This is a genomic window from Sulfuricystis thermophila (genome assembly GCF_004323595.1).
In the GTDB taxonomy this organism is placed as follows: domain Bacteria; phylum Pseudomonadota; class Gammaproteobacteria; order Burkholderiales; family Rhodocyclaceae; genus Sulfuricystis; species Sulfuricystis thermophila.
Map to the genome: position 1 here is coordinate 2,654,726 of NZ_AP019373.1, position 20,806 is coordinate 2,675,531.

The window sequence follows — 20,806 nt, forward strand, 5'->3', positions numbered from 1 at the left end:
TCAGGGATCAGAGGTCAGAGCTTGTGAGGGATCGGGAATCGGAAACGGTAATGGCCTTCGATTTCGGCGCAAAACGCATTGGTGTCGCGATCGGCGAAACCCTGCTTTCGCACGCGCGGCCGCTGACGACGATCGACGCCGCAGCCAATGCGCAGCGCTTCGCCGCCATCGACCGGTTGATCGATGAGTGGCGACCGGCGCGGCTCGTCGTCGGCCGGCCGGCCCACGCCGACCGCGAAGTTCCCCATGAATTCGCTGCGCGCTGCGAGCGCTTCGCGCGCCAGCTCGCCGGGCGCTACCGGCTGCCGGTCGAATTCGCCGACGAGCGTTACAGCTCCCTCGAAGCCGAAGCGCAGCACAGCGGCGACAAACGTAAGGTGCGCCTCGATGCCGAAGCCGCCGCCATCATCCTGCAAGCCTGGTTCAATCAACATGCCGCAGATTCCTCCCGTCTCTGAACTGATCGACCGCCTCGCCGTGCAAATGCGGCCGGCCATCACACCTGCCTCCGTGCTGGTCGGCATCCATACCGGCGGGGCCTGGATCGCCGAGGCCCTGCATGCCATCCTCGGCCTGGCCACGCCGTTGGCGACCCTCGACGTTTCCTTCCACCGCGATGACCATCATCTCGGCAGCGGATTGCGGGCCGGCGGCCGCGCCTCGCACCTGCCCGAAAATGTCGAGGGGGCGCATCTCATCCTCGTCGATGACGTCCTCTATACCGGCCGCACGGTGCGCGCAGCCTTGAACGAGCTGTTCGATTACGGCCGGCCGGGGCGCGTCGATCTCGCCGTGCTCGTCGATCGCGGCGGCCGCGAGCTGCCGATCGCGCCCACCTGGTGTGCCCTCAAACTGCCCGAACCCCTGCCCGCAACCGAGAGCCTCGACCTCGAGCGCGATGCGGACGGGCAATTGCGCTTTTGCCTGGGGGAAAAATGACCAACGACAATCCGCAACTGAACGAACACGGCGAGCTCATTCACCTGATCACCCTCGAAGGGCTGTCGCGCGCGATCCTGCTCGACATCCTCGACCGCGCCGAGCCCTTCACCACGGTGGCCGAGCGCGAGGTGAAGAAGGTGCCGCTGTTGCGAGGCAAAAGCGTCTTCAATCTGTTCTTCGAGAACTCGACGCGCACCCGCACCACCTTCGAGATCGCCGCCAAGCGCCTCTCCGCCGACGTGATCAACCTCAACATCAATACCTCGTCGGCAGCGAAAGGCGAAAGCCTGCTCGACACGGTCGACAATCTCGCCGCGATGCAGGCCGACATGTTCGTCGTCCGCCACGCCTCCTCCGGTGCCCCCTACCTGATCGCGCGTCACCTCGCCGCGACGGGGCGTAACCACATCCATGTCGTGAATGCCGGCGACGGCCGCCATGCGCACCCGACCCAGGGCCTGCTCGACATGTACACGATCCGCCACTACAAGAAGGATTTCACGAAACTGTCTGTCGCCGTGGTCGGCGACATCCTGCATTCTCGGGTAGCGAGAAGTCAGCTCCATGCGCTCACCACGCTCGGCGTGCCGGACATCCGCCTGGTCGGACCGAAGACCCTGCTGCCCACCGCGGCGGCGCAGATGATTCCCCATGCACCGCTTTCCGTCCACCACGACCTCGCCAGCGGCCTGCGCGGCGTCGATGTGGTGATGATGCTGCGGCTGCAAAACGAGCGCATGCAGGGCGCGCTCCTGCCCTCCCCGCAGGAATACTTCAAATCCTGGGGGCTGACGCCGGAGAAACTGGCGTTGGCCAAACCCGACGCGATCGTCATGCACCCGGGGCCGATGAACCGCGGCATCGAGATCGATTCGGCCGTCGCCGACGGCAAGCAGGCGGTGATCCTGCCGCAGGTGACCTTCGGCATCGCCGTGCGCATGGCGGTGATGAGCATGCTGGCGGGGGGAGGTGCTGCACAATGAAGATCGAAATCAAAAACGGCCGCGTCATCGATCCGGCGAGCGGCTTCGATCAGCCCGCCAGCGTGTTCATCGCCGCCAGCAAGATCGTCGGCGTGGGTGAGACGGCACCGCGCGGCTTTTCCGCCGAAGCGGTGCTCGACGCGACCGGCTGCGTGGTCTGTCCGGGGCTGATCGACCTCTCGGCGCGCTTGCGCGAACCGGGCTTCGAATACAAAGCGACACTCGAATCGGAGATGGCGGCCGCGGCGGCAGGTGGCATCACGCGGCTGGTCTGTCCGCCCGACACCGACCCGCCGCTCGACGAGCCGGGCCTGGTCGAGATGCTCAAATATCGCGCGCGTCAGCCGGGCTTCGCGCAGGTGCACCCGGTCGGCGCGCTGACCGTCGGCTTGGCCGGCCAGCGCCTCACCGAAATGGCCGAGCTCGCCGAGGCGGGTTGCGTCGCTTTCGGCCAGGCTAACATTTCCATCGTGGATACCCAGGTGCTGATGCGCGCGATGCAATATGCCGCGACCTTCGATTTCCCGGTCTGGCTGCAGGCGCAGGATGCGCATCTGACCAAGGGTGGCGTCGCCCACGATGGTGCGGTCGCCGCCCGCCTCGGTCTGCCGGGCATTCCGGTGGCGGCGGAGACCGTTGCGCTCTCGACGATCCTACAGCTGGCGCGCGCGACCGGCGCGCGCCTCCACGTGCGACGTGTCTCATCGGCCGCCGCGCTGGAAATGATCCGCGCCGCGCGCGCCGGCGGTCTGCCCGTGACCTGCGACGTGACCATCAACCACCTGCATCTCTGCGATGAGGACATCGGCTATTTCGACCCGATGGCGCGCCTCGATCCCCCATTGAGAAGCGCCGCCGACCGCGACGCGCTCGCGGCGGGGCTCGCCGATGGCAGCATCGATGTGCTGGTCTCCGATCACACGCCGGTCGATGACGATGCCAAACAGCTTCCGTTCGATCAGGCGGAAGCCGGCGCCACCGGACTCGAGCTGCTGCTGCCCTTGACGCTGAAATGGGCCGAGGCGCAGGGCATCGGGCTCGTCAAGGCGCTGGCCAAAATCACCTCCGAGCCGGCACGCATCCTCGGTCTGACCAAGGGCTGTGGTTCCCTCGTTCCCGGCGCGGTGGCCGATCTGTGCATCTTCGATCCGCACGCCGAATTCACCGTCACGCGCGAACGCCTGAAGAGCCAGGGCAAGAACACGCCCTTCCTCGGCCGCACTCTGCGCGGCGAGGTGCGCTACACGCTGACGGCCGGGCATCTGGCCTATTCCACTGACGGACTGTTGCGATGATCGTCACCTTCAAGTCGCAGGCCAGCGCCGATGTGATCTATTTCGGCGATGTCGCCAAACGCCTGATGGAATTGATGGGCAAGGAGGCCACCGACCAGGGCATCATCACCGTCGAGCAGCTGCCGGAGGCGATCGCGCGGCTGAAGGCCGCGATCGCCGCAGATCGGGAAGCGCACCTCCAACTCGTCCAGGCCGACGAGCCGGGCAGCGAGACGCAACCGGGCGGCGGCGAGCGGCCGCGCGTCTCGCTCACCCAACGCGCGCTGCCGCTCCTGGCGATGCTCGAAGAATCCCTCGCGGCGGGGAAACCCGTCGTCTGGGGGATTTGATCAGTGCGTCTTTTCGTCGTTGTCCCGGCCGATGAAATTGACCGGAAACACCACCTGCTCCTCGGCGTGCCGCATCGGCATGCTCTCGTAGTCGGGCATCTGCGCCTGGATGCCGCTGGCCTGCACCAGCTTCTGTAGCAGGATCTGCACCTGCTCGTCGTACCAGTGGCTGTCGATGCGCGTCGGCAGGAAACGCAGTTCCCTCACGCTGTCCGGCACTTCCTCCGGGGCGAGGATTTCGAACGCGGCATAGGCGTTCGAGAAAAACGGGCCGGCGATGAATCTGAGCTGCCAGTCGCCTTCGCCGTCATATTCGATGATGAAGATACGCACGCCTTCGGCGGTCTGCTCTTCGTCGTCGGTCACTTCGCCGAATACCGGCATCGCGCAGAAGGCGGCCTGGCGCTTCTGCATCACATAGGCCACCGCTTCCTTGAAGGAGAGGCGGCCGTCGTTTTCTTCAGTCATGGGAATGTCTCCAAAGTCGGGGTCAGAGCAGGGGGGCGAGCCACTTTTCGGCTTCTTGGATCGTGTAATTGGCGCGCCTGGCCCAATCTTCAAGCTGGTCGCGACCAATTTTCGTTACCGCGAAGTATTTTGCCGCGGGATGCGCGAAATAGAAACCCGCCACCGAGGCGGCCGGCGTCATCGCGAAATTCTCGGTGAGCGTCATGCCGGCGTGGGCCGGCACATCGAGCAGCGCGAACAGGTCTTTCTTCACCGTGTGATCGGGGCAGGCCGGGTAGCCCGGCGCCGGGCGGATGCCCTGGTATTTCTCTGCGATCAGGTCGTCGAGTGTGAGCTTGCCATGTTCCGTATCGCGCGCGTAGCCCCAGTCGTCGATGCGCACGCGCTCGTGCAGCCACTCGGCGGCGGCTTCGGCGAGCCGGTCGGCCAGGGCTTTGAGCATGATCGCGTGATAGTCGTCGTGCTGCGCCTCGAACTCGGCGAGCTTCGCCTCGATCCCCAGGCCCGCGGTGACGGCGAAGGCCCCGATCCAGTCGAGGGGTGCCGTCCCGCCAGCGCCGACTTTGCGAGGTGAGTCGGCGCCCGGCGGGACGTCTTCATTTCCGCCAGCGCCGACTTTGGGGGCGATGAAATCGGCAAGACACAGATTCGGCTGGCCGGCCGGCCGCTCGTGCTGCTGCCTGAGGCCATGCCAGGTCATCAAAACCTTGCTGCGCGTCTCGTCGGCATAGATCTCGATGTCGTCGCCAACGCTGTTGGCGGGGAACAGGCCGAACACGGCGTTGACGGTGAGCCATTTCTCACTGACGATCTTTTCCAGCATCGCCTGCGCATCGTTGAACACGCTTCTCGCCTGCTCGCCGATCTTGGCATCATCGAGGAGCTGCGGGTAGCGCCCCGGCAGGTCCCAGGTCTGGAAGAACGGCCCCCAGTCGATGTAGCGCGCCAGCGTCGCCAGATCGATTTTGCACAGTGGGCGAATGCCCGGCCGGCGCGGCTTGAACGGCGCATAGTCGAGCCGCAGGCGGTTCGCCCGCGCCGCATCGAGCGAGAGGAGCTTCACGCCCTGCTTCGCCGCATGCTGTTCGCGCACCTTGGCGTAATCGGCGGCGATCTCGGCCTTGTAGCTTTGCGCCTGATCTGCGGAGAGCAGCTTCGTCACCACGCCCACCGCGCGCGAGGCATCCGGCACATAGACCACCGTGCCCTGATAGTTCGGCGCGATCTTGATCGCGGTATGCGCGCGGCTCGTCGTCGCCCCCCCGATCAGGAGCGGCGCAGTGAAACCGCGCCGCTGCATCTCGGAGGCGACATGCGCCATCTCCTCCAGCGACGGCGTGATGAGGCCGGAAAGCCCCACCGCATCGGCCTGAACTTCCTGCGCGGTGTTGAGGATCTTGTCGGCCGCGACCATCACGCCCAGATCGACGATCTCGTAGCCGTTGCAGGCGAGCACCACGCCGACGATGTTCTTGCCGATGTCATGGACGTCGCCCTTCACCGTCGCCAGCACGATCTTGCCTTTCGCCGCCGCGCCGGTGCGCTTCTTTTCTTCCTCGATGTAGGGCACCAGATGCGCGACCGCCTGCTTCATGACGCGCGCCGATTTGACCACCTGCGGCAGGAACATCTTGCCGGCGCCGAAGAGATCGCCGACGACGTTCATGCCCGCCATCAGCGGCCCTTCGATCACCGCCAGCGGCGGCTTGCCCTGGGCAGCGTATGCGGCGCGGCATTCCTCGGTATCTTCGACGACGAACTCGGTGATGCCCTTCACCAGCGCGTGTTCGAGGCGCTTGTCGACGGGCCAGTCTCGCCAGGCGAGGTCCTGTTTCTCTTCCTTCGCCTGGCCTTTCACCGTCTGCGCGAATTCCACCAGCGCCTCGCCGGCGCCGGGCTTGCGGTTGAGGACGACATCCTCGACCTTCTCGCGAAGCAGCGGGTCGAGCTCGTCATAGACGCCGAGTTGCCCGGCGTTGACGATGCCCATGGTGAGGCCGGCGCGGATCGCATGGTAGAGGAACACGGTGTGGATCGCCGCGCGCACCGGCTCGTTGCCGCGAAACGAAAAAGAGACGTTCGAGATGCCGCCCGAGACGTGCGCGTGCGGCAGGTTCTGCTTGATCCAGCGCGTCGCCTCGATGAAATCGACCGCGTAGTTGTCGTGCTCCGGGATGCCGGTGGCGATCGCGAAGACGTTGGGATCGAAGATGATGTCTTCCGGCGGGAAGCCGTCGGCGACGAGCAGCTCATACGCCCGCTTGCAGATGTCGATCTTGCGTTGCAAGGTGTCGGCTTGACCCGCTTCGTCGAAAGCCATCACGATCACCGCGGCGCCCAGCCGCCGCGCTTTCCGCGCCTGTTCGAGGAACTTCGCCTCGCCTTCCTTCATCGAGATCGAATTGACGATGCCTTTGCCCTGGATGCATTTCAAGCCCGCCTCGATCACCTCCCACTTCGAGGAGTCGATCATGATCGGCACGCGCGCAATGTCGGGCTCCGAGGCGATCAGGTTCAAAAAGCGCACCATCGCCGCCTTGGCGTCGAGCATCGCCTCGTCCATGTTGATGTCGATGATCTGCGCGCCGTTTTCGACCTGCTGACGCGCGACCTGCAAGGCTGCATCGAAACGGCCTTCGAGGATCATGCGGGCAAAGGCGCGCGAGCCGGTGACGTTGGTGCGCTCGCCGACATTGACGAACAACGAATCCGCGCCGATGTTGCAGGGCTCCAGCCCCGCCAGCCGCAGCTGTGGCACCAATCGTGCTGGGCGACGCGGCGGTACACCGCGCATGGCTGCCGCGATCGCGCGGATGTGCTCGGGTGTCGTGCCGCAGCAGCCGCCGGCGATGTTGAGGAGGCCGTCGTTTGCCCACTGCGCCATCTCGCCGGCGAGCATCTCCGGCGTCTCGTCATAGCCGCCGAAGGCATTCGGCAAGCCCGCATTCGGGTGCGCCGAGACGAAACAGTCGGCGAGATGACTGATCTCCTCGACGTACTGGCGCAATTCTTTCGCGCCAAGCGCGCAGTTCAAGCCAAACGAGAGCGGCCGCGCATGGCGCAGCGAATTCCAGAACGCCTCCGCCGTCTGGCCCGAGAGCGTGCGGCCAGAGGCATCGGTGATCGTGCCGGAGATCATCACCGGCCAGCGCCGGCCGGCCTCGGCGAAGAAATTTTCGAGCGCATAGACCGCCGCTTTGGCGTTCAGCGTATCGAAGACGGTTTCGATGAGCAGGAGGTCGGCGCCGCCCTCGACGAGCCCGCGTACGGATTCTGTGTAATCGGCGACGAGGGTGTCGAAGCTGATGTTGCGAAAGCCCGGATCATTGACGTCCGGCGAGAGCGAGCAGGTGCGTGAAGTCGGGCCCAGCACACCGGCGACGAAACGCGGCTTGTCGGCGGTCGAATAGCGGTCGGCGACTTCACGCGCCAGCCGCGCGCCGGCCACGTTCAGTTCATAAGCGAGCGCTTCGAGACCGTATTCGGATTGCGAGACGCGCGTGGCGTTGAAGGTATTGGTCTCGATGATGTCCGCGCCGGCTTCGAGATAGGCGGCGTGGATGCCGGTAATCACGTCCGGCCGCGTCAGACACAAGAGGTCGTTGTTGCCCTTGAGATCCTTCGCATGGTCGCGAAAGCGTTCGCCGCGATAGTCGGCCTCAACGAGTCCATGCTTTTGCACCATGGTGCCCATCGCGCCATCGAGGATGAGGATGCGCTGCGCGAGCAGGTCGCACAGCTCGCGGGAACGGTCGGGCTGCATGGGGAAGTGTTATGGAAGTATTTGAATTGCATTCGATTTTAGCACGGCAGGCGGTCGCCCCTCAGACATATGATTGATTTATGGATGAATCAGTTATATTGTTCCCAATTGGAAAGGAGCACGACATGGAACATCTCACCCCCAAGGAAGCCGCCCAGTTTCTGGAAGACAACCCGAAGGCATTGTTCATCGACTGCCGCAGCGAGATGGAATATCTCTTCGTCGGCCATCCGGCAGGTGCCTTGCATGTGGCCTGGAACGACGGGCCGGACTGGGAAATCAACCCGCACTTCGTCGGCGAGGTGAAAAAACTCGCCGGCCACGTCCATGACCGTCCGGTGGTGCTGATCTGCCGCTCCGGCAACCGCTCGGTCGATGCCGGCAACGCGCTCGAGGCGGCCGGCTTCACCCGCGTCTATAACGTGCTGCACGGCTTCGAAGGCGAACTCGACGACCACCACCACCGCGGCACGCTGAATGGTTGGCGGTTCGAGGGCCTCCCTTGGGAGCAGTGCTGAGGAAGCACTGAAGAAGTCAGCTGCGCGAGGAAGGCCTCATTGCGCGGTAACATCGCGCGCTGATGAATATCCCTCGCCTATCCTCCCTGCGGGCCGTGCTCGCCGATCCGAAACGCTGGCGCCGCTGGGCGCTCGAAGCGCTGATCGTGATCGGTATCGTCGCCGCGATCACGACCTGGCAGAACAGCGGCCTCGCCAGCGGCGTCGCGCCCCCGCTGGCCGGCACGCGCACCGACGGCAGCACGGTGAAACTCGGCGCTGGCGACACGGCACGGCTGGTGGTGTTCTGGGCCACCTGGTGCAAGGTCTGCAAGGCCAATGCCGGCAATATCGAGGCCGTGGCCCGCGATTGGCCGGTGATCACGGTGGCGATGCAGTCGGGCGAACGCGAGGAGGTTGCCGAATTCCTCGACGAACGCGGGTGGCAAGTTCCTGCCATTGCCGACGACGACAGCAACATCGCCGATGCCTGGGGGGTGCGCGCGGTGCCGGCCCATTTCGTCGTCGATCCCGCGGGCAACATCCGCTTCCGCGTCCTTGGCTACACGACCTCTTGGGGATTGCGTGCGCGGCTGTGGTGGGCCAATACCTTCCCCCTCTGATGCTCGCCAGATGAATCCACCCCCGTTGCGCCTGGCCTGGACGGTCTGGGGGCTCGGCGCCCTCTTTTATCTCTTCGCCTTCTACCAGCGTGTCGCGCCGGCGGTGATGACCGATCAACTGATGGCGGAATTCGCCATCGGCGGCGCGGCGCTCGGCAACCTCTCGGCCTTTTACTTTTACGCCTACGTGGCGATGCAGATTCCCACCGGCGTGCTGGCCGACCGCTTCGGGCCGCGCCGCGTGCTGGCGGTCGGCAGCGGCATCGCCGCTTTCGGCAGCCTGCTGTTCGCATTGGCGCCGAGCTTCGGCTGGGCGGCCTTCGGCCGCCTGTTGGTCGGTGCCTCGGTCGCGGTCGCCTTCGTCTCGACGCTGAAGCTCGCGAGCCACTGGTTTCCGCCACAGAAGTACGCGCTCGCTTCAGGCATGGCGCTGTTCTTCGGCGTGGCCGGTGGCATCATGGCGGGGGTGCCGCTGCGGCTGTTGGTGGAAAACTTCGACTGGCGCCCGGTGATGGCCAGTGCAGGCGTCTTCGCCGCGCTGTTGTGTGTGGCAATCTGGCTCACTGTGCGCGACGACCCCAGCGAGCATGGGTATACGAGTCACCATCCAGGTGACGCGGCCCATCACGCGCCGCTGCCGGCGCTCGCCAGCCTCGCCGCGGTGGCGCGCTACCGTGACGTGTGGCTGCTGATGCTGGCGCCGATCGGCTTCTCCGGGGCGGTGCTGACCTTCGGCGGCCTCTGGGGCGTGCCCTGGCTCAAGCAAGTGCATGGCCTCGACCCCAAGGCCGCGGCGGCGGTGACCTCGACGCTGCTGGCTGCTTGGGCGCTCGGCGGTCCGCTGCTCGGCAACTGGTCAGAAAAGCTCGGCCGCCGCAAGCCGCTCTACCTGGGGAGCGGCGCCGTCGCCCTCGCCGGCTGGGCGCTGGTGATCTTCCTGCCGCTGCCGCTGTGGCTGCTGGTGCCGCTGCTCGTCACCATCGGCTTCGCCTCGGGCAACATCATCATCGGCTTTGCCTGGGCGAAGGAATCGGTCCCGCTGCGTTTGATGGGCACGACTTCCGGCGTTGTGAACATGGGGCCACTGCTCGGCGGCGTCATCTTGCAGCCGGGGGTCGGCTGGCTGCTCGACAGACACTGGAACGGCGCCTTGTCCGACGGTGTCCGCCTCTATGACGCGGCGGCGTGGCAGACCGGTTTCGGGCTGATGTTCGCCGCCGTGGCGCTCGCGCTCGCCGTCGTGCCCTTCGCGCGCGAGACGCATTGCCGGCAGGCCGGCTGAGTGCCGTCCCGCCAGCGCCGACTTTCAGCTGCCCAGTCCGCGCCGGTACTGGATCGCCTCGGCGACGTGCGGGCCGCGGACGATCTCATCAGCAGCCAGGTCGGCGATGCTGCGCGCCACTTTCAAAATGCGGTGGTAGGCGCGCGCCGAGAGGTCGAGCCGCGCCATCGCCTGCTTGAGCAGCGCCGCGCCGGCGCAGTCCGGCAGGCAATGACGATCGATCTCGTCGGGCGAAAGGAGCGCATTGGGCTTGCCCTGCCGCGCGAGCTGCCGCTCGCGCGCGGCGACGACGCGCTTCTGGACGACGGCCGAAGATTCGCCGCCGCCGCGCGTGGCGAGTTCCGCCTCGGTCACCGCCGGCACCTCGATCATCAGGTCGATGCGGTCGAGCAGCGGGCCGGAGAGTTTGCCCCGGTAGCGGGCGATTTGTTCCGGCGTGCAGCGGCAGCGCTCGCTACCCAAATAGCCGCAGGGGCACGGGTTCATCGCCGCGACGAGCTGGAAGCGCGCCGGAAATTCCGCCCGCCGCGCAGCGCGCGAGACGCGGATGTGGCCGGTCTCCAGCGGCTCACGCAAAGCTTCGAGCACCCGGCGCTCGAACTCGGGCAGTTCGTCGAGGAACAGCACGCCGTGATGGGCGAGCGAGATTTCGCCGGGCCGAGGTGTCGCGCCGCCGCCCACCAGTGCCGGCGCGGAGGCCGAGTGATGCGGCGCCTGAAACGGCCGCTGGCCCCAGCGCGAGACGTCGAAGCCCCCGGCGAGCGAATGCACGGCGGCGCTCTCCAGCGCCTCGGCTTCCGTCATCGGCGGCAGGATGGAAGGCAGGCGGGCCGCGAGCATGGATTTCCCTGAACCCGGCGGGCCGGACATCAATAGGCTATGCCCGCCGGCGGCCGCGACTTCGAGCGCCCGCTTGGCCGGCAGCTGGCCTTTCACTTCGGCGAGATCGGGTGCGAAACTCGGCGCTGGCGGGACGGCACTCTGGTGAAAAGTCAGCCGGGCGGTACCCGTCAGATGCGCGCAGACTTCGAGCAGTGTGCGCGCCGGGAGGATCGTCGCCGTCTTGACGAGCGATGCTTCGTCGGCGCTGGCCGCAGGCAGCACGAAGGCTCGACCGGTCCCCTTGGCGGCCAGGCACATCGCCAGCGTGCCGCGCACCGGCCGCAGCTCGCCGGAAAGCGACAGCTCGCCGGCGAATTCGTGTTCTTCGAGCGATTGCGGCGCGAGCTGGTTGGATGCGATGAGGATGCCCAGCGCGATGGGCAGGTCGAAGCGGCCGGATTCCTTCGGCAGATCGGCCGGCGCGAGATTGACCGTGATGCGTTTGGCGGGGAACTCGAAGCCGCTGTTCTGGATCGCCGCGCGCACGCGATCGCGTGCCTCCTTGACTTCCATCTCGGGGAGCCCGACCAGCGTGAAGGAGGGCAGGCCGTTGGCCAGATGCACCTCGACGGCGACCTCGGGCGCGGCCAGACCCGCCAGTGCGCGGCTTTTCAGAACCGCAAGACTCATCCGGCCTTGCGCTGGCTTTCGAGTTCGGCGAGTCGTGCTTCGAGCTGCGCCAGCCGCGCCTGCGCCCGAGCGAGCAGTTCCTTCTGGATTTCGAAATCCTCGCGCGTGACGAGATCGAGCTTGGCGAACTGCGCCGTCAGGAGGGCGCGCAGGTTCTTTTCGATGTCGGCAGCCGGCGTCTTGGCGATGAGCGCAGAAATTTTGCCACTGATGTCTTCGAGAAATTTTGGGTCGAGCATGATGGCGGTCTATCGATCGATGACGCTTCGAGTGTAGCACCGGCACGGTGCAACGGCAGGAACAGCCTGCGCCAAGTTTGTGCAAGACGGACGGCAACACCGGCGGCAGGCCTACCATGTTACAGCGTAACTAACTGATTCCGCTGGTTTTTTCCACGCTGGCACGGGAAGTGCAGTAAGCCCCTGCAAACTTTCCCTTCACCTGTCATTGGAGACCACGATGAAAACCCAACCTCTCGCAATCGTCATCGCCGGCATCGTCACATCCGCCCTGCCGCTCGTCGCCACTGCCGCCGATCCGGCGCCGACCCCCGAGCACAGCTTTACCGGCAACATCACGCTCGCCTCCGAATACATCTACCGCGGCATCGGTCAGACCAACCGCAAGCCTGCCCTGCAAGGCGGCTTCGACTACGCCCACAGCAGCGGGTTGTATGCCGGCATTTGGGGTTCGAACATCTCCTGGCTCTCCGATCTCGGCGGCATCAGCTCCAGCCTCGAGCTCGACGTCTATGGCGGTTACAAGGGCAGCTTCGCCGGCGACTTCAGCTACGACGTTGGCGTGCTGACCTACAACTATCCCGGCACTTACCCGAGCGGCTTTACCAAAGCCGACACCACCGAAGTCTATGTCGGTCTCGGCTGGAAATGGCTCTCGGCGAAATACTCCTATGTCACCTCCAGCCACATCTTCGGCTGGGTCGGACCGAATGGCGAGAAAACGCGCGGCAGCGGCTACCTGGAACTCAATGCCAGCTATGACCTCGGCGACGGCTGGGGCGTCAACGGGCATGTCGGCCACCAGAAAATCAAGAACTTCGCTGATGCCTCCTACACCGACTGGAAGCTCGGCGTGACCAAGGACGTCGGTTTCGGCTCGATCGGGCTCGCCTATGTCGATACCAACGCCAAGGGCGATGTCGGCCAACCCTATCGCAACGCCTACGACAAGGACCTCGGCAAGGCGCGACTGCTCCTCACCTTCAGCAAGACCTTCTGAAAGGAATCGTCATGAAATTCGTCACCGCCATCATCAAGCCGTTCAAGCTCGACGAGGTGCGTGAAGCCCTTTCCGCCGTCGGCGTCACGGGCATCACCGTCACCGAAGTCAAGGGCTTCGGCCGGCAGAAAGGGCACACGGAACTTTACCGCGGCGCGGAATACGTCGTCGATTTCCTGCCCAAGGTGAAGCTCGAGGCCGCGATTCCATCCGAAATGCTCGACCAGGTGATCGAGGCGATCGAGAAGTCCGCCAGCACCGGCAAGATCGGTGACGGCAAGATCTTCGTCTTCGACCTCGAACAAGTGGTCCGCATCCGCACCGGCGAAACCGGCACGGATGCCCTCTAAGGAGATTCCAAATGAAGAAGCTTTTTGCAATCTTGCTCACCGCCATCAGTCTGCTCGGCATCTCGGGTGTCGTGCTGGCGGCCGATGAGCCAGGCACAACGGCAGCGGCTGCAGCCGTCGCCGCCCCGTCGGCCGACGCAGCCGCCCCAGCCGAAGCGCCCGCCGCCGCACCGGCGCCCAACAAGGGCGACACGGCCTGGATGCTGATGGCCACCGTTCTGGTGATCCTGATGACCATTCCGGGGCTGGCGCTGTTCTATGGCGGGTTGGTGCGCGCCAAGAACATGCTCTCGGTGCTGATGCAGGTGTTCGTCATCTTCGCCTTGATCAGCGTGCTGTGGGCGATCTATGGCTATAGCCTCGCCTTCACCGGCGGCTCGGCCTTCATCGGCGGCTTCGACAAGCTGTTCCTGATGGGCGTCACGCCCGACTCGGTGGGCGCCACCTTCAGCAAGGGCGTCGTCATCCCCGAGCTGGTATTCGTCGCCTTCCAGGCCACCTTCGCCGCGATCACCACCGCGCTGATCGTCGGCAGCTTCGCCGAGCGCATCAAGTTCTCGGCCGTGCTGCTGTTCTCGGTGCTGTGGTTCACCTTCAGCTACCTGCCGATGGCGCACATGGTCTGGTACTGGGATGGCCCGGATGCGATCACCGATGCGGCCTCGCTCGAGAAGGTGCTCGCCGGCGCCGGCTTCCTGTGGGCCAAGGGCGCGCTCGACTTCGCCGGCGGCACGGTGGTGCACATCAATGCCGCGATGGCCGGTCTCGTCGGCGCCTACTTGGTTGGCAAGCGCGTCGGCTTCGGCCGTGAAGCGATGACCCCCCATAGCCTCACCCTGACCATGGTGGGCGCCGCACTGCTGTGGGTGGGCTGGTTCGGCTTCAACGCCGGCTCCAACCTCGAAGCCACCGGCACCGCCGCACTGGCGATGGTCAACACCTTGTTCGCCACGGCCGCCGCGACGCTCTCCTGGATGTTCGCCGAGTGGCTGTTCAAGGGCAAGCCCTCGATGCTCGGCGCCGCCTCAGGTGCGGTCGCGGGGCTGGTGGCGATCACGCCGGCCTGCGGCTTCGTCGGCCCGTTGGGCGCGATCGTCATCGGCCTCTTGGCGGGCGTGATCTGCCTGTGGGGTGTCAATGGCCTGAAGAAGCTGCTCGGTGCGGACGACGCGCTGGATGTCTTCGGCGTGCATGGCGTCGGCGGCATCCTCGGCTCGATCCTCACCGGCGTGTTCGCCTCGCCGGCCTTGGGCGGCACCGGTGTGTATGACTACGTCGCCAATGCCGTCGGCGAGTACGACATGGCGGCCCAGATCGTCAGCCAGCTCTGGGGGGTCGGCACCGTCATCGTCTGGTCGGGTGTGGTCGCCTTCATCTGCTACAAGATCGTCGATCTGCTGGTGGGCTTACGCGTGCCCGAGGACGAGGAACGCGAAGGGCTCGACATCACCGCCCACGGCGAGTCGGCCTACCACTACTGATCGATTTACCTCTCCTTTACCCTCCCTCCGCTTCCCATGCGGTTTCGGGCGCCGGCATCGGCGCCCGTTTTTCATCTGAACACCACCGTCTTGTTGCCATGCACCAGCACGCGGTCTTCCAGATGGTAGCGCAGACCGCGCGCGAGTACCGTTTTCTCGATGTCCTTGCCGTAGCGCACCATGTCGTCGGGCGAGTCGGAGTGGTCGATGCGGATCACGTCCTGCTCGATGATCGGTCCCTGATCGAGCTCGGCGGTCACGTAGTGGCAGGTGGCGCCGATCAGTTTCACGCCACGGGCATAGGCCTGGTGGTAGGGCTTGGCGCCGACGAAGGACGGCAGGAAGCTGTGGTGGATGTTGAGGATCTGGCCAGGATAGGAATTGCAGAACTCAGGCGGCAGGATCTGCATGTAGCGCGCCAGCACCATCGTGTCGCCGCGCGATTCCTCGTAAAGCCTGCGGATCTCGGCGAAGGCCTGCGGCTTGTTCTCCGGCGTCACCGGCACGTGGTGGAAGGGAATGCCATGCCATTCGACGAAGCCGCGAAAGGTCTCGTGATTCGAGATCACGCAGGGAATCTCGATGTCGAGCTCTTTGGACTGCCAGCGCGCCAGCAAGTCGTAGAGGCAGTGCTCCTGCTTGGAGACGAGGATCACGACGCGCTTTTTCACCGCACTGTCGGTGATCTTCCAGTCCATGTCGAGTTCCTGCGCGATCGGCGCGAAGCGGCTGCGGAACTCGGCGAGCAGGAACGGCAGCGAGTCGGCCCTCACCTCGATGCGCATGAAGTAGCGCCCGGCGATGGCATCGGAGTGGAAGTTCGATTCGGTGATCCAGCCGCCATGGGCGGCGATGAAGCCGGTCACCTTGGCGATGATGCCGCTCTTGTCCGGGCAGGAGGCAGCCAGCGTGTAAAAGCGGCCGCTAGACATCGCCGACCCTCGCTGCGGCCCGGTCGATTTCGCTGCGCAGCGCGTCATAAGAGAGCGCGACGGGAAACTGCGGGAATTCAGCGATGACGTTCTGCGGCGGGTGGAACAGGATACCGGCATGCGCTTCGGCAAGCATCGCGGTGTCGTTGTAAGAATCGCCGGCGGCGATGACGCGGAAATTGAGCTCCTTGAAGCGCTTGACCGCCTCCTGTTTCTGATTCGGCAGGCGCAGGTGGTATGCGGCGACGAAGCCGGCGGCATCGGTCTCGAGCCGGTGGCAGAACAGCGTCGGCATGCCCAGCTGGATCATCAACGGCATCGCGAATTCGTAGAAGGTGTCGGAGAGGATGATCACCTGATAGTCGCGCCGCAAGGCGTCGAGAAATTCCTTCGCGCCGGGCAGTGGCCCCATGCCGGCGATGACCTGCTGGATGTCCGGCAGGCCGAGCTGGTGTTGCCGCAGCAGATCGAGCCGGTAGCGCATCAGCTTGTCGTAATCCGGCTCGTCGCGCGTGGTGCGACGCAGTTCGGGAATGCGCGTGCGCTCGGCGAATTCGATCCAGATCTCGGGGACGAGCACCCCTTCGAGGTCGAGACAGACGAGTTGCACGGCCAAGGCTCCCGGAAAAAATGAAAGCCGCGATTCTACTCGACCACCCTGTCGAGGACGGCGGCTGCAAATTACAAATCCTGGACGCAGAGGGTGCTGGGATCGTGTTCGCCGGCGATTGCCATGGTTTCGAGATGCTGAAGCACCTCCCTGCTGGCCGCTTCCATTGCACCGAGCTCAGCGAGGCCTTTTGCATAATCACCGTCACGATAGGCTTGCACTGCCGTTTGGCCATGCTGATGAACAAGCACATGAGGAGCCTCGACAGCACCATAGCCTGACAGTTGCGAGAAACATGCCTTGCCATCTCCTTCGTAATACCACTTGCCGAGCCGGCAGGTGGTATGGCTGGCGAAGTCCTCTGGATTCTTGTCGGAAATACCAAGGAAGACGAGATAGATCTCCATCTTGAAAACCAAGTGATCCTTCTTGGCCGTCTCGATGAAGCTGCGCAGGGCCGTGGCAGCGATAGTCTGCGTCATGTCCCGCGATATTTCGAGTAGCCCGTCGATGCTGGCAAAGGCCTCTTCGCCGTTTCGCTGGATCGCGTTCATTTCTTCCGGATTGACTTCCGACTGCAGTTTGGCTTGGGACGCCTGTTCCTGCACATGCGCTACCAACTGAGAAATTTCCCCTGTGGCCGCGGTAGTGCGCTCAGCGAGCTTGCGCACCTCGTCAGCCACGACTGCGAATCCGCGCCCCTGCTCCCCCGCGCGTGCAGCCTCGATCGCGGCATTCAAAGCCAGCAGGTTGGTCTGATCAGCAATTTCCTTGATCAGTTTGACAATGCCATTGATACGGGCCGTGCGCTCGTGCAACTGATCGATGGCCAAGGCGCTCGCTCGTGCACGCTCGATCAGGCGATCGATGTGTTCGGTTAAACGGTGCACCGATTGCTGGCTATGGGCAGTTTCGCCCGCGGCTTTGACTACCTCCCGGGTTTCCCTGCGGAGCACCTGTGCCATGGTGGCCATCGTGGTCTGTACCGATTTTGTCGATTCACCGAACTCGTAGAGGTGTTTGACCAAGCCCTCGAAAAAGGCGATACGTGCCTGCTTTTCGGCACACTTCGTCTCGAGTGCAGCCAGCCGGTCCTCGAGCGCGGCGAGGCGCTCCTGCGCCGCGCGTTCGCGGCCTTGGGTCTCAGACAGCTCGCTCCGTAGCGCCTCGATCTCTTTACGTGATGAGCCAAACATGGTCCGCCCTCCAAAAACGTTAATGGCAACATGGATATATGCCAAGCATATTGAAATTTAATTAATGCCGCAATGTTGGAGTTTTCCCCCTGCTCAGGCGTTTTTCCCATGGCCAGCAGGCTATGCGCGATGAACGAGAGCCTGCTGCCAGTCATTTGGCGGATTGATCGTGCGTGGCTGCTTACGTTTCGAGCAACGTCTGCACTTCGAGCCAGCGCGCTTCCGCCGCCTCGATTTGCGCGGCAAGTTCCGCGTCGCGGCGCGCGAGTTCGGCCGCCAACGCGCGGTCGGCATAGAGTTGCGGGTCACCGAGCCGTGCCGCCAGCGCCGACTTTTCCGCCTGCCAGGCGGCGAGTTCGTTTTCGAGCCGCTCGGCTTCCTTTTCGAGCCGGCGCCGCTCGGCCTGCTGCTGTTTTTTCGCCGCCCGGGCATCTTGACTGGTCGCCGGCTTTGTTTCGCTTGCCGGCTTTGCCGCCGCGCGGCGCGCGGCAAGCCAGGCGGCATAGTCGTCGAGATCGCCGTCGAAGGGTTGCACCTTGCCATCGGCCACCAGCCAGAGTTCATCGACCGTGGTGCGTAGCAGATGGCGATCGTGAGAGACCAGCACCACGGCGGCCTCGGTTTCCTGGAGCGCCAGCGTGAGCGCCTCGCGCATTTCGAGGTCGAGGTGGTTGGTCGGCTCGTCGAGCAGCAGCAGATTCGGCCGCGTGCGGATCATCAGCGCCAGCGCCAGCCGCGCCTTCTCACCGCCGGAGAAGTTGCCGCAGGGTGTCTCGGCCATCTGCCCGCGAAAGTCGAAGCCACCGAGATAATCGCGCAATTCCTGCTCGCGCGTCTGCGGTTCCTGCCGCATCAAATGCTGCAGGGGCGACTCGTCCGGCCGCAGGCGCTCCATCTGATGCTGGGCGAAATAACCGATCACCAGATGCCGTCCTTCCAGCCGCCGGCCAGCCAGGGGCGGGAGCTCTCCCGCCAGCAGTTTCATCAGCGTCGACTTGCCGGCGCCGTTTCGGCCCAACAGGCCGATACGGCTGCCGGGACGCAGTGTGAGCCTCACCTGGTCGAGGAGTGCCGTCCCGCCATAGCCGACTTTCACCGCCTCGACCAAGAGCAGCGGATCGGAAAATCCTTCGGGCGCCAGAAAGCTGAAATGGAACGGCGCATCGACATGCGCGGCGCTGATCAGCGCCATGCGCGCCAGCGCCTTCAGCCGGCTCTGCGCCTGGCGCGCCTTGGTGGCCTTGGCGCGGAAGCGTTCGACGTAGGCATTGAGGTGGGCGATCTCGCGCTGCTGCTTTTCATACATCGCCTGTTGCCGCGCGAGCCGTTCCGCGCGGCTGCGCTCGAAGGCCGAATAGTTCCCCGTGTAAAGCTTCATGGCGCCGGCCTCGATATGCAGGATGTGGTCGACCACGGCATCGAGGAAGTCGCGGTCGTGCGAGATCATGATCAGCGTGCCGGGAAAGCTCTTCAGCCAGCCTTCGAGCCACAGCACCGCGTCGAGGTCGAGGTGGTTGGTCGGCTCGTCGAGCAGCAGGAGATCGGCGCGCGCCATCAGCGCTCGCGCGAGGTTCAGACGCACCCGCCAGCCGCCGGAAAATTCGGCCACCGCCCGCTGGTGATCGGCTTGCGCAAAGCCGAGGCCGTCGAGAATCTCCGCCGCGCGCGCCTTCGCCGCATAACCGCCGATGTCCGCAAGCCGCGCATGCAACTCGGCGATGCGGTGGCCGTCATGGGCGTCTTCGGCATCGAGGAGTTCCGCCTCGATGTCGCGCAGCTCGGTATCGCCATCGAGTACGAATTCGAGCGCCGGCGTTGGCAGGGCTGGCGTGTCCTGTGCGACATGGCCGATGCGCCAGCCGGGCGGGAGGTCGAGATCGCCTGCCTCGGCATGCAGTTCTCCGCGCAGCAGGGCGAAAAAAGACGACTTGCCGCAGCCGTTGGCGCCGACGAGCCCTACTTTCCAGCCCGGGTGTAATTGCAGCGAAGCGCCCGCGACGAGCATGCGGCCGGCACGGCCGAAAGTGAGGTTTCGGGTGAGGATCAACGGATCGAAGCGACGAAGCCCTGCCAGTTCTGCCATTCGGCGCGGCAGGCGTCGGGAACCGGCACGGTGGTGGGGATCGCCAGACACTCGAAGGGCGCCAGCGCCTGGCCGATGCGGATCGCGCGCGCGAGGATGTCGTACCACTGGCGATCCACTTCACTGCGGCCGGCGGCCGCGGCGGATACCCATTCGGGAAACTCGAAACGCTGCAGATAGCGTTCGGACACCTTGCAGATCTCGCAGGGGAAGATCTCGCGTTGGGCCCGCGCCTTGGTGATCGGATCGGCGCCTTTACAGCGCTCGAGGTAGCGCGTCATCAGGGCAGGATAGGTCTCCGCGACGGCGAGCCAGCCGATGCCGGCGACCAGACCCGTGGTGAAGGCGTCGTCGGCACGAGCAGCGGGAACGCCATACTCGGGCAGCAGTGCGCGCATCGCCGCGCCAGTGGCGACGGCATTCATCCAGAAGCCGCGATAATCGAATTCCGGACAAGCGCCTTTCTGATAACGTGCCATCATGTCGGCGACGAACACCACCCGCTTGACGAAGCTGGTACCCAGCCGGGTCACCGCCTGCGGCACCGAGGCGGTCTTGCCGCTGGCGGCGAAACGCGCCGCATTGGCGTAATTGATCACCAGCGTCGAAATCACCGGGTCGGGCTGGATGATGCTGGCGACCCGGCGCGCGTCGCCTTCCTCGGCGGCCACGGAGACCTTGTGGAAGATCATACCGGGCGCCGGCAGATTGCCGTGGGATTCGATCGCGTCGAGGAACTCGGTCATCGGCGGCGTCATCGGGTTCTGGCTGGGCTGCTCGACGATCGCAGTGAGCAGTTCGATCGCCGCCTCGCCCGGAGCGCCGATATCGGCGTAGAACGCGTCGATGCCATAACCCTTGCTGAAAGGCGCATAAGCAACAAGCGGTGCCATGCCGGCGCCGATTCCTGAGAAGGATTCGGGCGTCGCGCGATAGAAGCGCCCGTAGTTGTCGATCACCACCCATACCGCGGCTGCGACGGCATCCATCAGCTCGCCGCGCAACCACGCGATGGCGTGGGGTGCCAGTTCCTCTATCGTGCGGCCGGGATCATGGCGCGGATCGCAGGCCAGCGCCACCAGCGGCGGCGTGTGGGCCGTCGCGGGCACGAAAGCGGCCAGGACGCCCTGCCCTGGGCCTGTGGCGCCGTCGGCAGCCACCGTGAGTTCGAATGTCCGGGGATTGTGTCCATCCATGGTGCGGCTCCTCTCGATGCGCCGA

20 protein-coding genes are annotated in these 20,806 nt (G+C 65.0%); 11 read left to right on the forward strand and 9 right to left on the reverse strand.

The genetic code is table 11. The features are described from left to right. Positions 1 to 50 precede the first annotated feature (50 nt). From ruvX to M52SOB_RS13410, 5 genes are read left to right on the forward strand one after another with little or no spacing between them, the layout of a single operon-like run. Positions 51 to 458 carry a Holliday junction resolvase RuvX gene (gene ruvX, locus M52SOB_RS13390; RefSeq protein WP_131112271.1) on the forward strand — a complete coding sequence of 136 codons (408 nt, stop codon included), beginning with the start codon at positions 51 to 53 and terminating at the stop codon, positions 456 to 458. Continuing rightward, a complete protein-coding gene (gene pyrR, locus M52SOB_RS13395; protein ID WP_131112272.1) occupies positions 433 to 939 on the forward strand; it encodes a bifunctional pyr operon transcriptional regulator/uracil phosphoribosyltransferase PyrR in 507 nt (168 codons plus the stop codon). The genes ruvX and pyrR overlap by 26 nt, the downstream gene beginning before the upstream one ends. After that, entirely contained in the window at positions 936 to 1,925 is a 990-nt protein-coding gene (locus M52SOB_RS13400; RefSeq protein ID WP_131112273.1) for an aspartate carbamoyltransferase catalytic subunit, read from the forward strand. Before pyrR ends, M52SOB_RS13400 begins: the two co-directional genes overlap by 4 nt. Continuing rightward, entirely contained in the window at positions 1,922 to 3,220 is a 1,299-nt protein-coding gene (locus tag M52SOB_RS13405; protein ID WP_131112274.1) for a dihydroorotase, read from the forward strand. The genes M52SOB_RS13400 and M52SOB_RS13405 overlap by 4 nt, the downstream gene beginning before the upstream one ends. Next, a complete protein-coding gene (locus M52SOB_RS13410; RefSeq protein WP_131112275.1) occupies positions 3,217 to 3,549 on the forward strand; it encodes a DUF1840 domain-containing protein in 333 nt (110 codons plus the stop codon). The genes M52SOB_RS13405 and M52SOB_RS13410 overlap by 4 nt, the downstream gene beginning before the upstream one ends. Here the strand turns inward: M52SOB_RS13410 and M52SOB_RS13415 are convergent, their stop codons facing one another. Further along, positions 3,550 to 4,017: a hypothetical protein gene (locus tag M52SOB_RS13415; RefSeq protein ID WP_131112276.1), complete on the reverse strand. Its 468-nt coding sequence runs from the start codon at positions 4,015 to 4,017 to the stop codon at positions 3,550 to 3,552. Between the two features lie 22 nt (positions 4,018 to 4,039). Next, complete coding sequence (metH, locus tag M52SOB_RS13420; RefSeq protein WP_131112277.1) at positions 4,040 to 7,780, reverse strand: methionine synthase; 3,741 nt, start codon at positions 7,778 to 7,780, stop codon at positions 4,040 to 4,042. A 125-nt stretch (positions 7,781 to 7,905) separates the two neighbouring features. On the opposite strand from metH, the gene M52SOB_RS13425 reads away from it, so the two are divergent. From M52SOB_RS13425 to M52SOB_RS13435, 3 genes are all read left to right on the forward strand, one after another. Next, entirely contained in the window at positions 7,906 to 8,298 is a 393-nt protein-coding gene (locus tag M52SOB_RS13425) for a rhodanese-like domain-containing protein (RefSeq protein WP_131112278.1), read from the forward strand. Positions 8,299 to 8,360: 62 nt separating this feature from the next. Further along, entirely contained in the window at positions 8,361 to 8,900 is a 540-nt protein-coding gene (locus tag M52SOB_RS13430) for a redoxin domain-containing protein (protein ID WP_131112279.1), read from the forward strand. Positions 8,901 to 8,910: 10 nt separating this feature from the next. Then, the gene (locus tag M52SOB_RS13435; RefSeq protein WP_131112280.1) at positions 8,911 to 10,182 is read left to right on the forward strand and encodes an MFS transporter; all 1,272 of its coding nucleotides are present in this window, start codon (positions 8,911 to 8,913) and stop codon (positions 10,180 to 10,182) included. Positions 10,183 to 10,206: 24 nt separating this feature from the next. Here M52SOB_RS13435 and M52SOB_RS13440 read toward each other — a convergent pair whose 3' ends face one another. Both M52SOB_RS13440 and M52SOB_RS13445 read right to left on the reverse strand, forming a co-directional pair. Then, on the reverse strand, positions 10,207 to 11,694 hold the full coding sequence (locus M52SOB_RS13440; RefSeq protein ID WP_131112281.1) for a YifB family Mg chelatase-like AAA ATPase: 1,488 nt from the start codon (positions 11,692 to 11,694) through the stop codon (positions 10,207 to 10,209). Next, positions 11,691 to 11,933: an accessory factor UbiK family protein gene (locus tag M52SOB_RS13445; protein WP_131112282.1), complete on the reverse strand. Its 243-nt coding sequence runs from the start codon at positions 11,931 to 11,933 to the stop codon at positions 11,691 to 11,693. The genes M52SOB_RS13440 and M52SOB_RS13445 overlap by 4 nt, the downstream gene beginning before the upstream one ends. Before the next feature lie 220 nt (positions 11,934 to 12,153). On the opposite strand from M52SOB_RS13445, the gene M52SOB_RS13450 reads away from it, so the two are divergent. From M52SOB_RS13450 to M52SOB_RS13460, 3 genes are read left to right on the forward strand one after another with little or no spacing between them, the layout of a single operon-like run. Beyond that, positions 12,154 to 12,933, forward strand: a complete 780-nt coding sequence (locus M52SOB_RS13450; RefSeq protein WP_131112283.1) for a TorF family putative porin — start codon at positions 12,154 to 12,156, stop codon at positions 12,931 to 12,933. Positions 12,934 to 12,944: 11 nt separating this feature from the next. Next, on the forward strand, positions 12,945 to 13,283 hold the full coding sequence (locus M52SOB_RS13455) for a P-II family nitrogen regulator (protein WP_131112284.1): 339 nt from the start codon (positions 12,945 to 12,947) through the stop codon (positions 13,281 to 13,283). 11 nt (positions 13,284 to 13,294) lie between these two features. Then, complete coding sequence (locus M52SOB_RS13460) at positions 13,295 to 14,764, forward strand: ammonium transporter (RefSeq protein ID WP_131112285.1); 1,470 nt, start codon at positions 13,295 to 13,297, stop codon at positions 14,762 to 14,764. Between the two features lie 71 nt (positions 14,765 to 14,835). On the opposite strand, the gene purU is transcribed toward M52SOB_RS13460, so the two are convergent. From purU to M52SOB_RS13485, 5 genes are all read right to left on the reverse strand, one after another. Then, on the reverse strand, positions 14,836 to 15,696 hold the full coding sequence (gene purU / locus M52SOB_RS13465) for a formyltetrahydrofolate deformylase (RefSeq protein ID WP_131112286.1): 861 nt from the start codon (positions 15,694 to 15,696) through the stop codon (positions 14,836 to 14,838). After that, a complete protein-coding gene (gene thrH / locus M52SOB_RS13470; protein ID WP_131112287.1) occupies positions 15,689 to 16,306 on the reverse strand; it encodes a bifunctional phosphoserine phosphatase/homoserine phosphotransferase ThrH in 618 nt (205 codons plus the stop codon). Before thrH ends, purU begins: the two co-directional genes overlap by 8 nt. A gap of 71 nt (positions 16,307 to 16,377) precedes the next feature. Then, positions 16,378 to 17,502 carry a methyl-accepting chemotaxis protein gene (locus M52SOB_RS13475; RefSeq protein ID WP_131112288.1) on the reverse strand — a complete coding sequence of 375 codons (1,125 nt, stop codon included), beginning with the start codon at positions 17,500 to 17,502 and terminating at the stop codon, positions 16,378 to 16,380. Positions 17,503 to 17,683: 181 nt separating this feature from the next. Then, a complete protein-coding gene (locus M52SOB_RS13480) occupies positions 17,684 to 19,549 on the reverse strand; it encodes an ATP-binding cassette domain-containing protein (RefSeq protein ID WP_431306341.1) in 1,866 nt (621 codons plus the stop codon). Then, positions 19,546 to 20,781: an HDOD domain-containing protein gene (locus tag M52SOB_RS13485; protein WP_131112290.1), complete on the reverse strand. Its 1,236-nt coding sequence runs from the start codon at positions 20,779 to 20,781 to the stop codon at positions 19,546 to 19,548. Before M52SOB_RS13485 ends, M52SOB_RS13480 begins: the two co-directional genes overlap by 4 nt. Positions 20,782 to 20,806 lie beyond the last annotated feature (25 nt).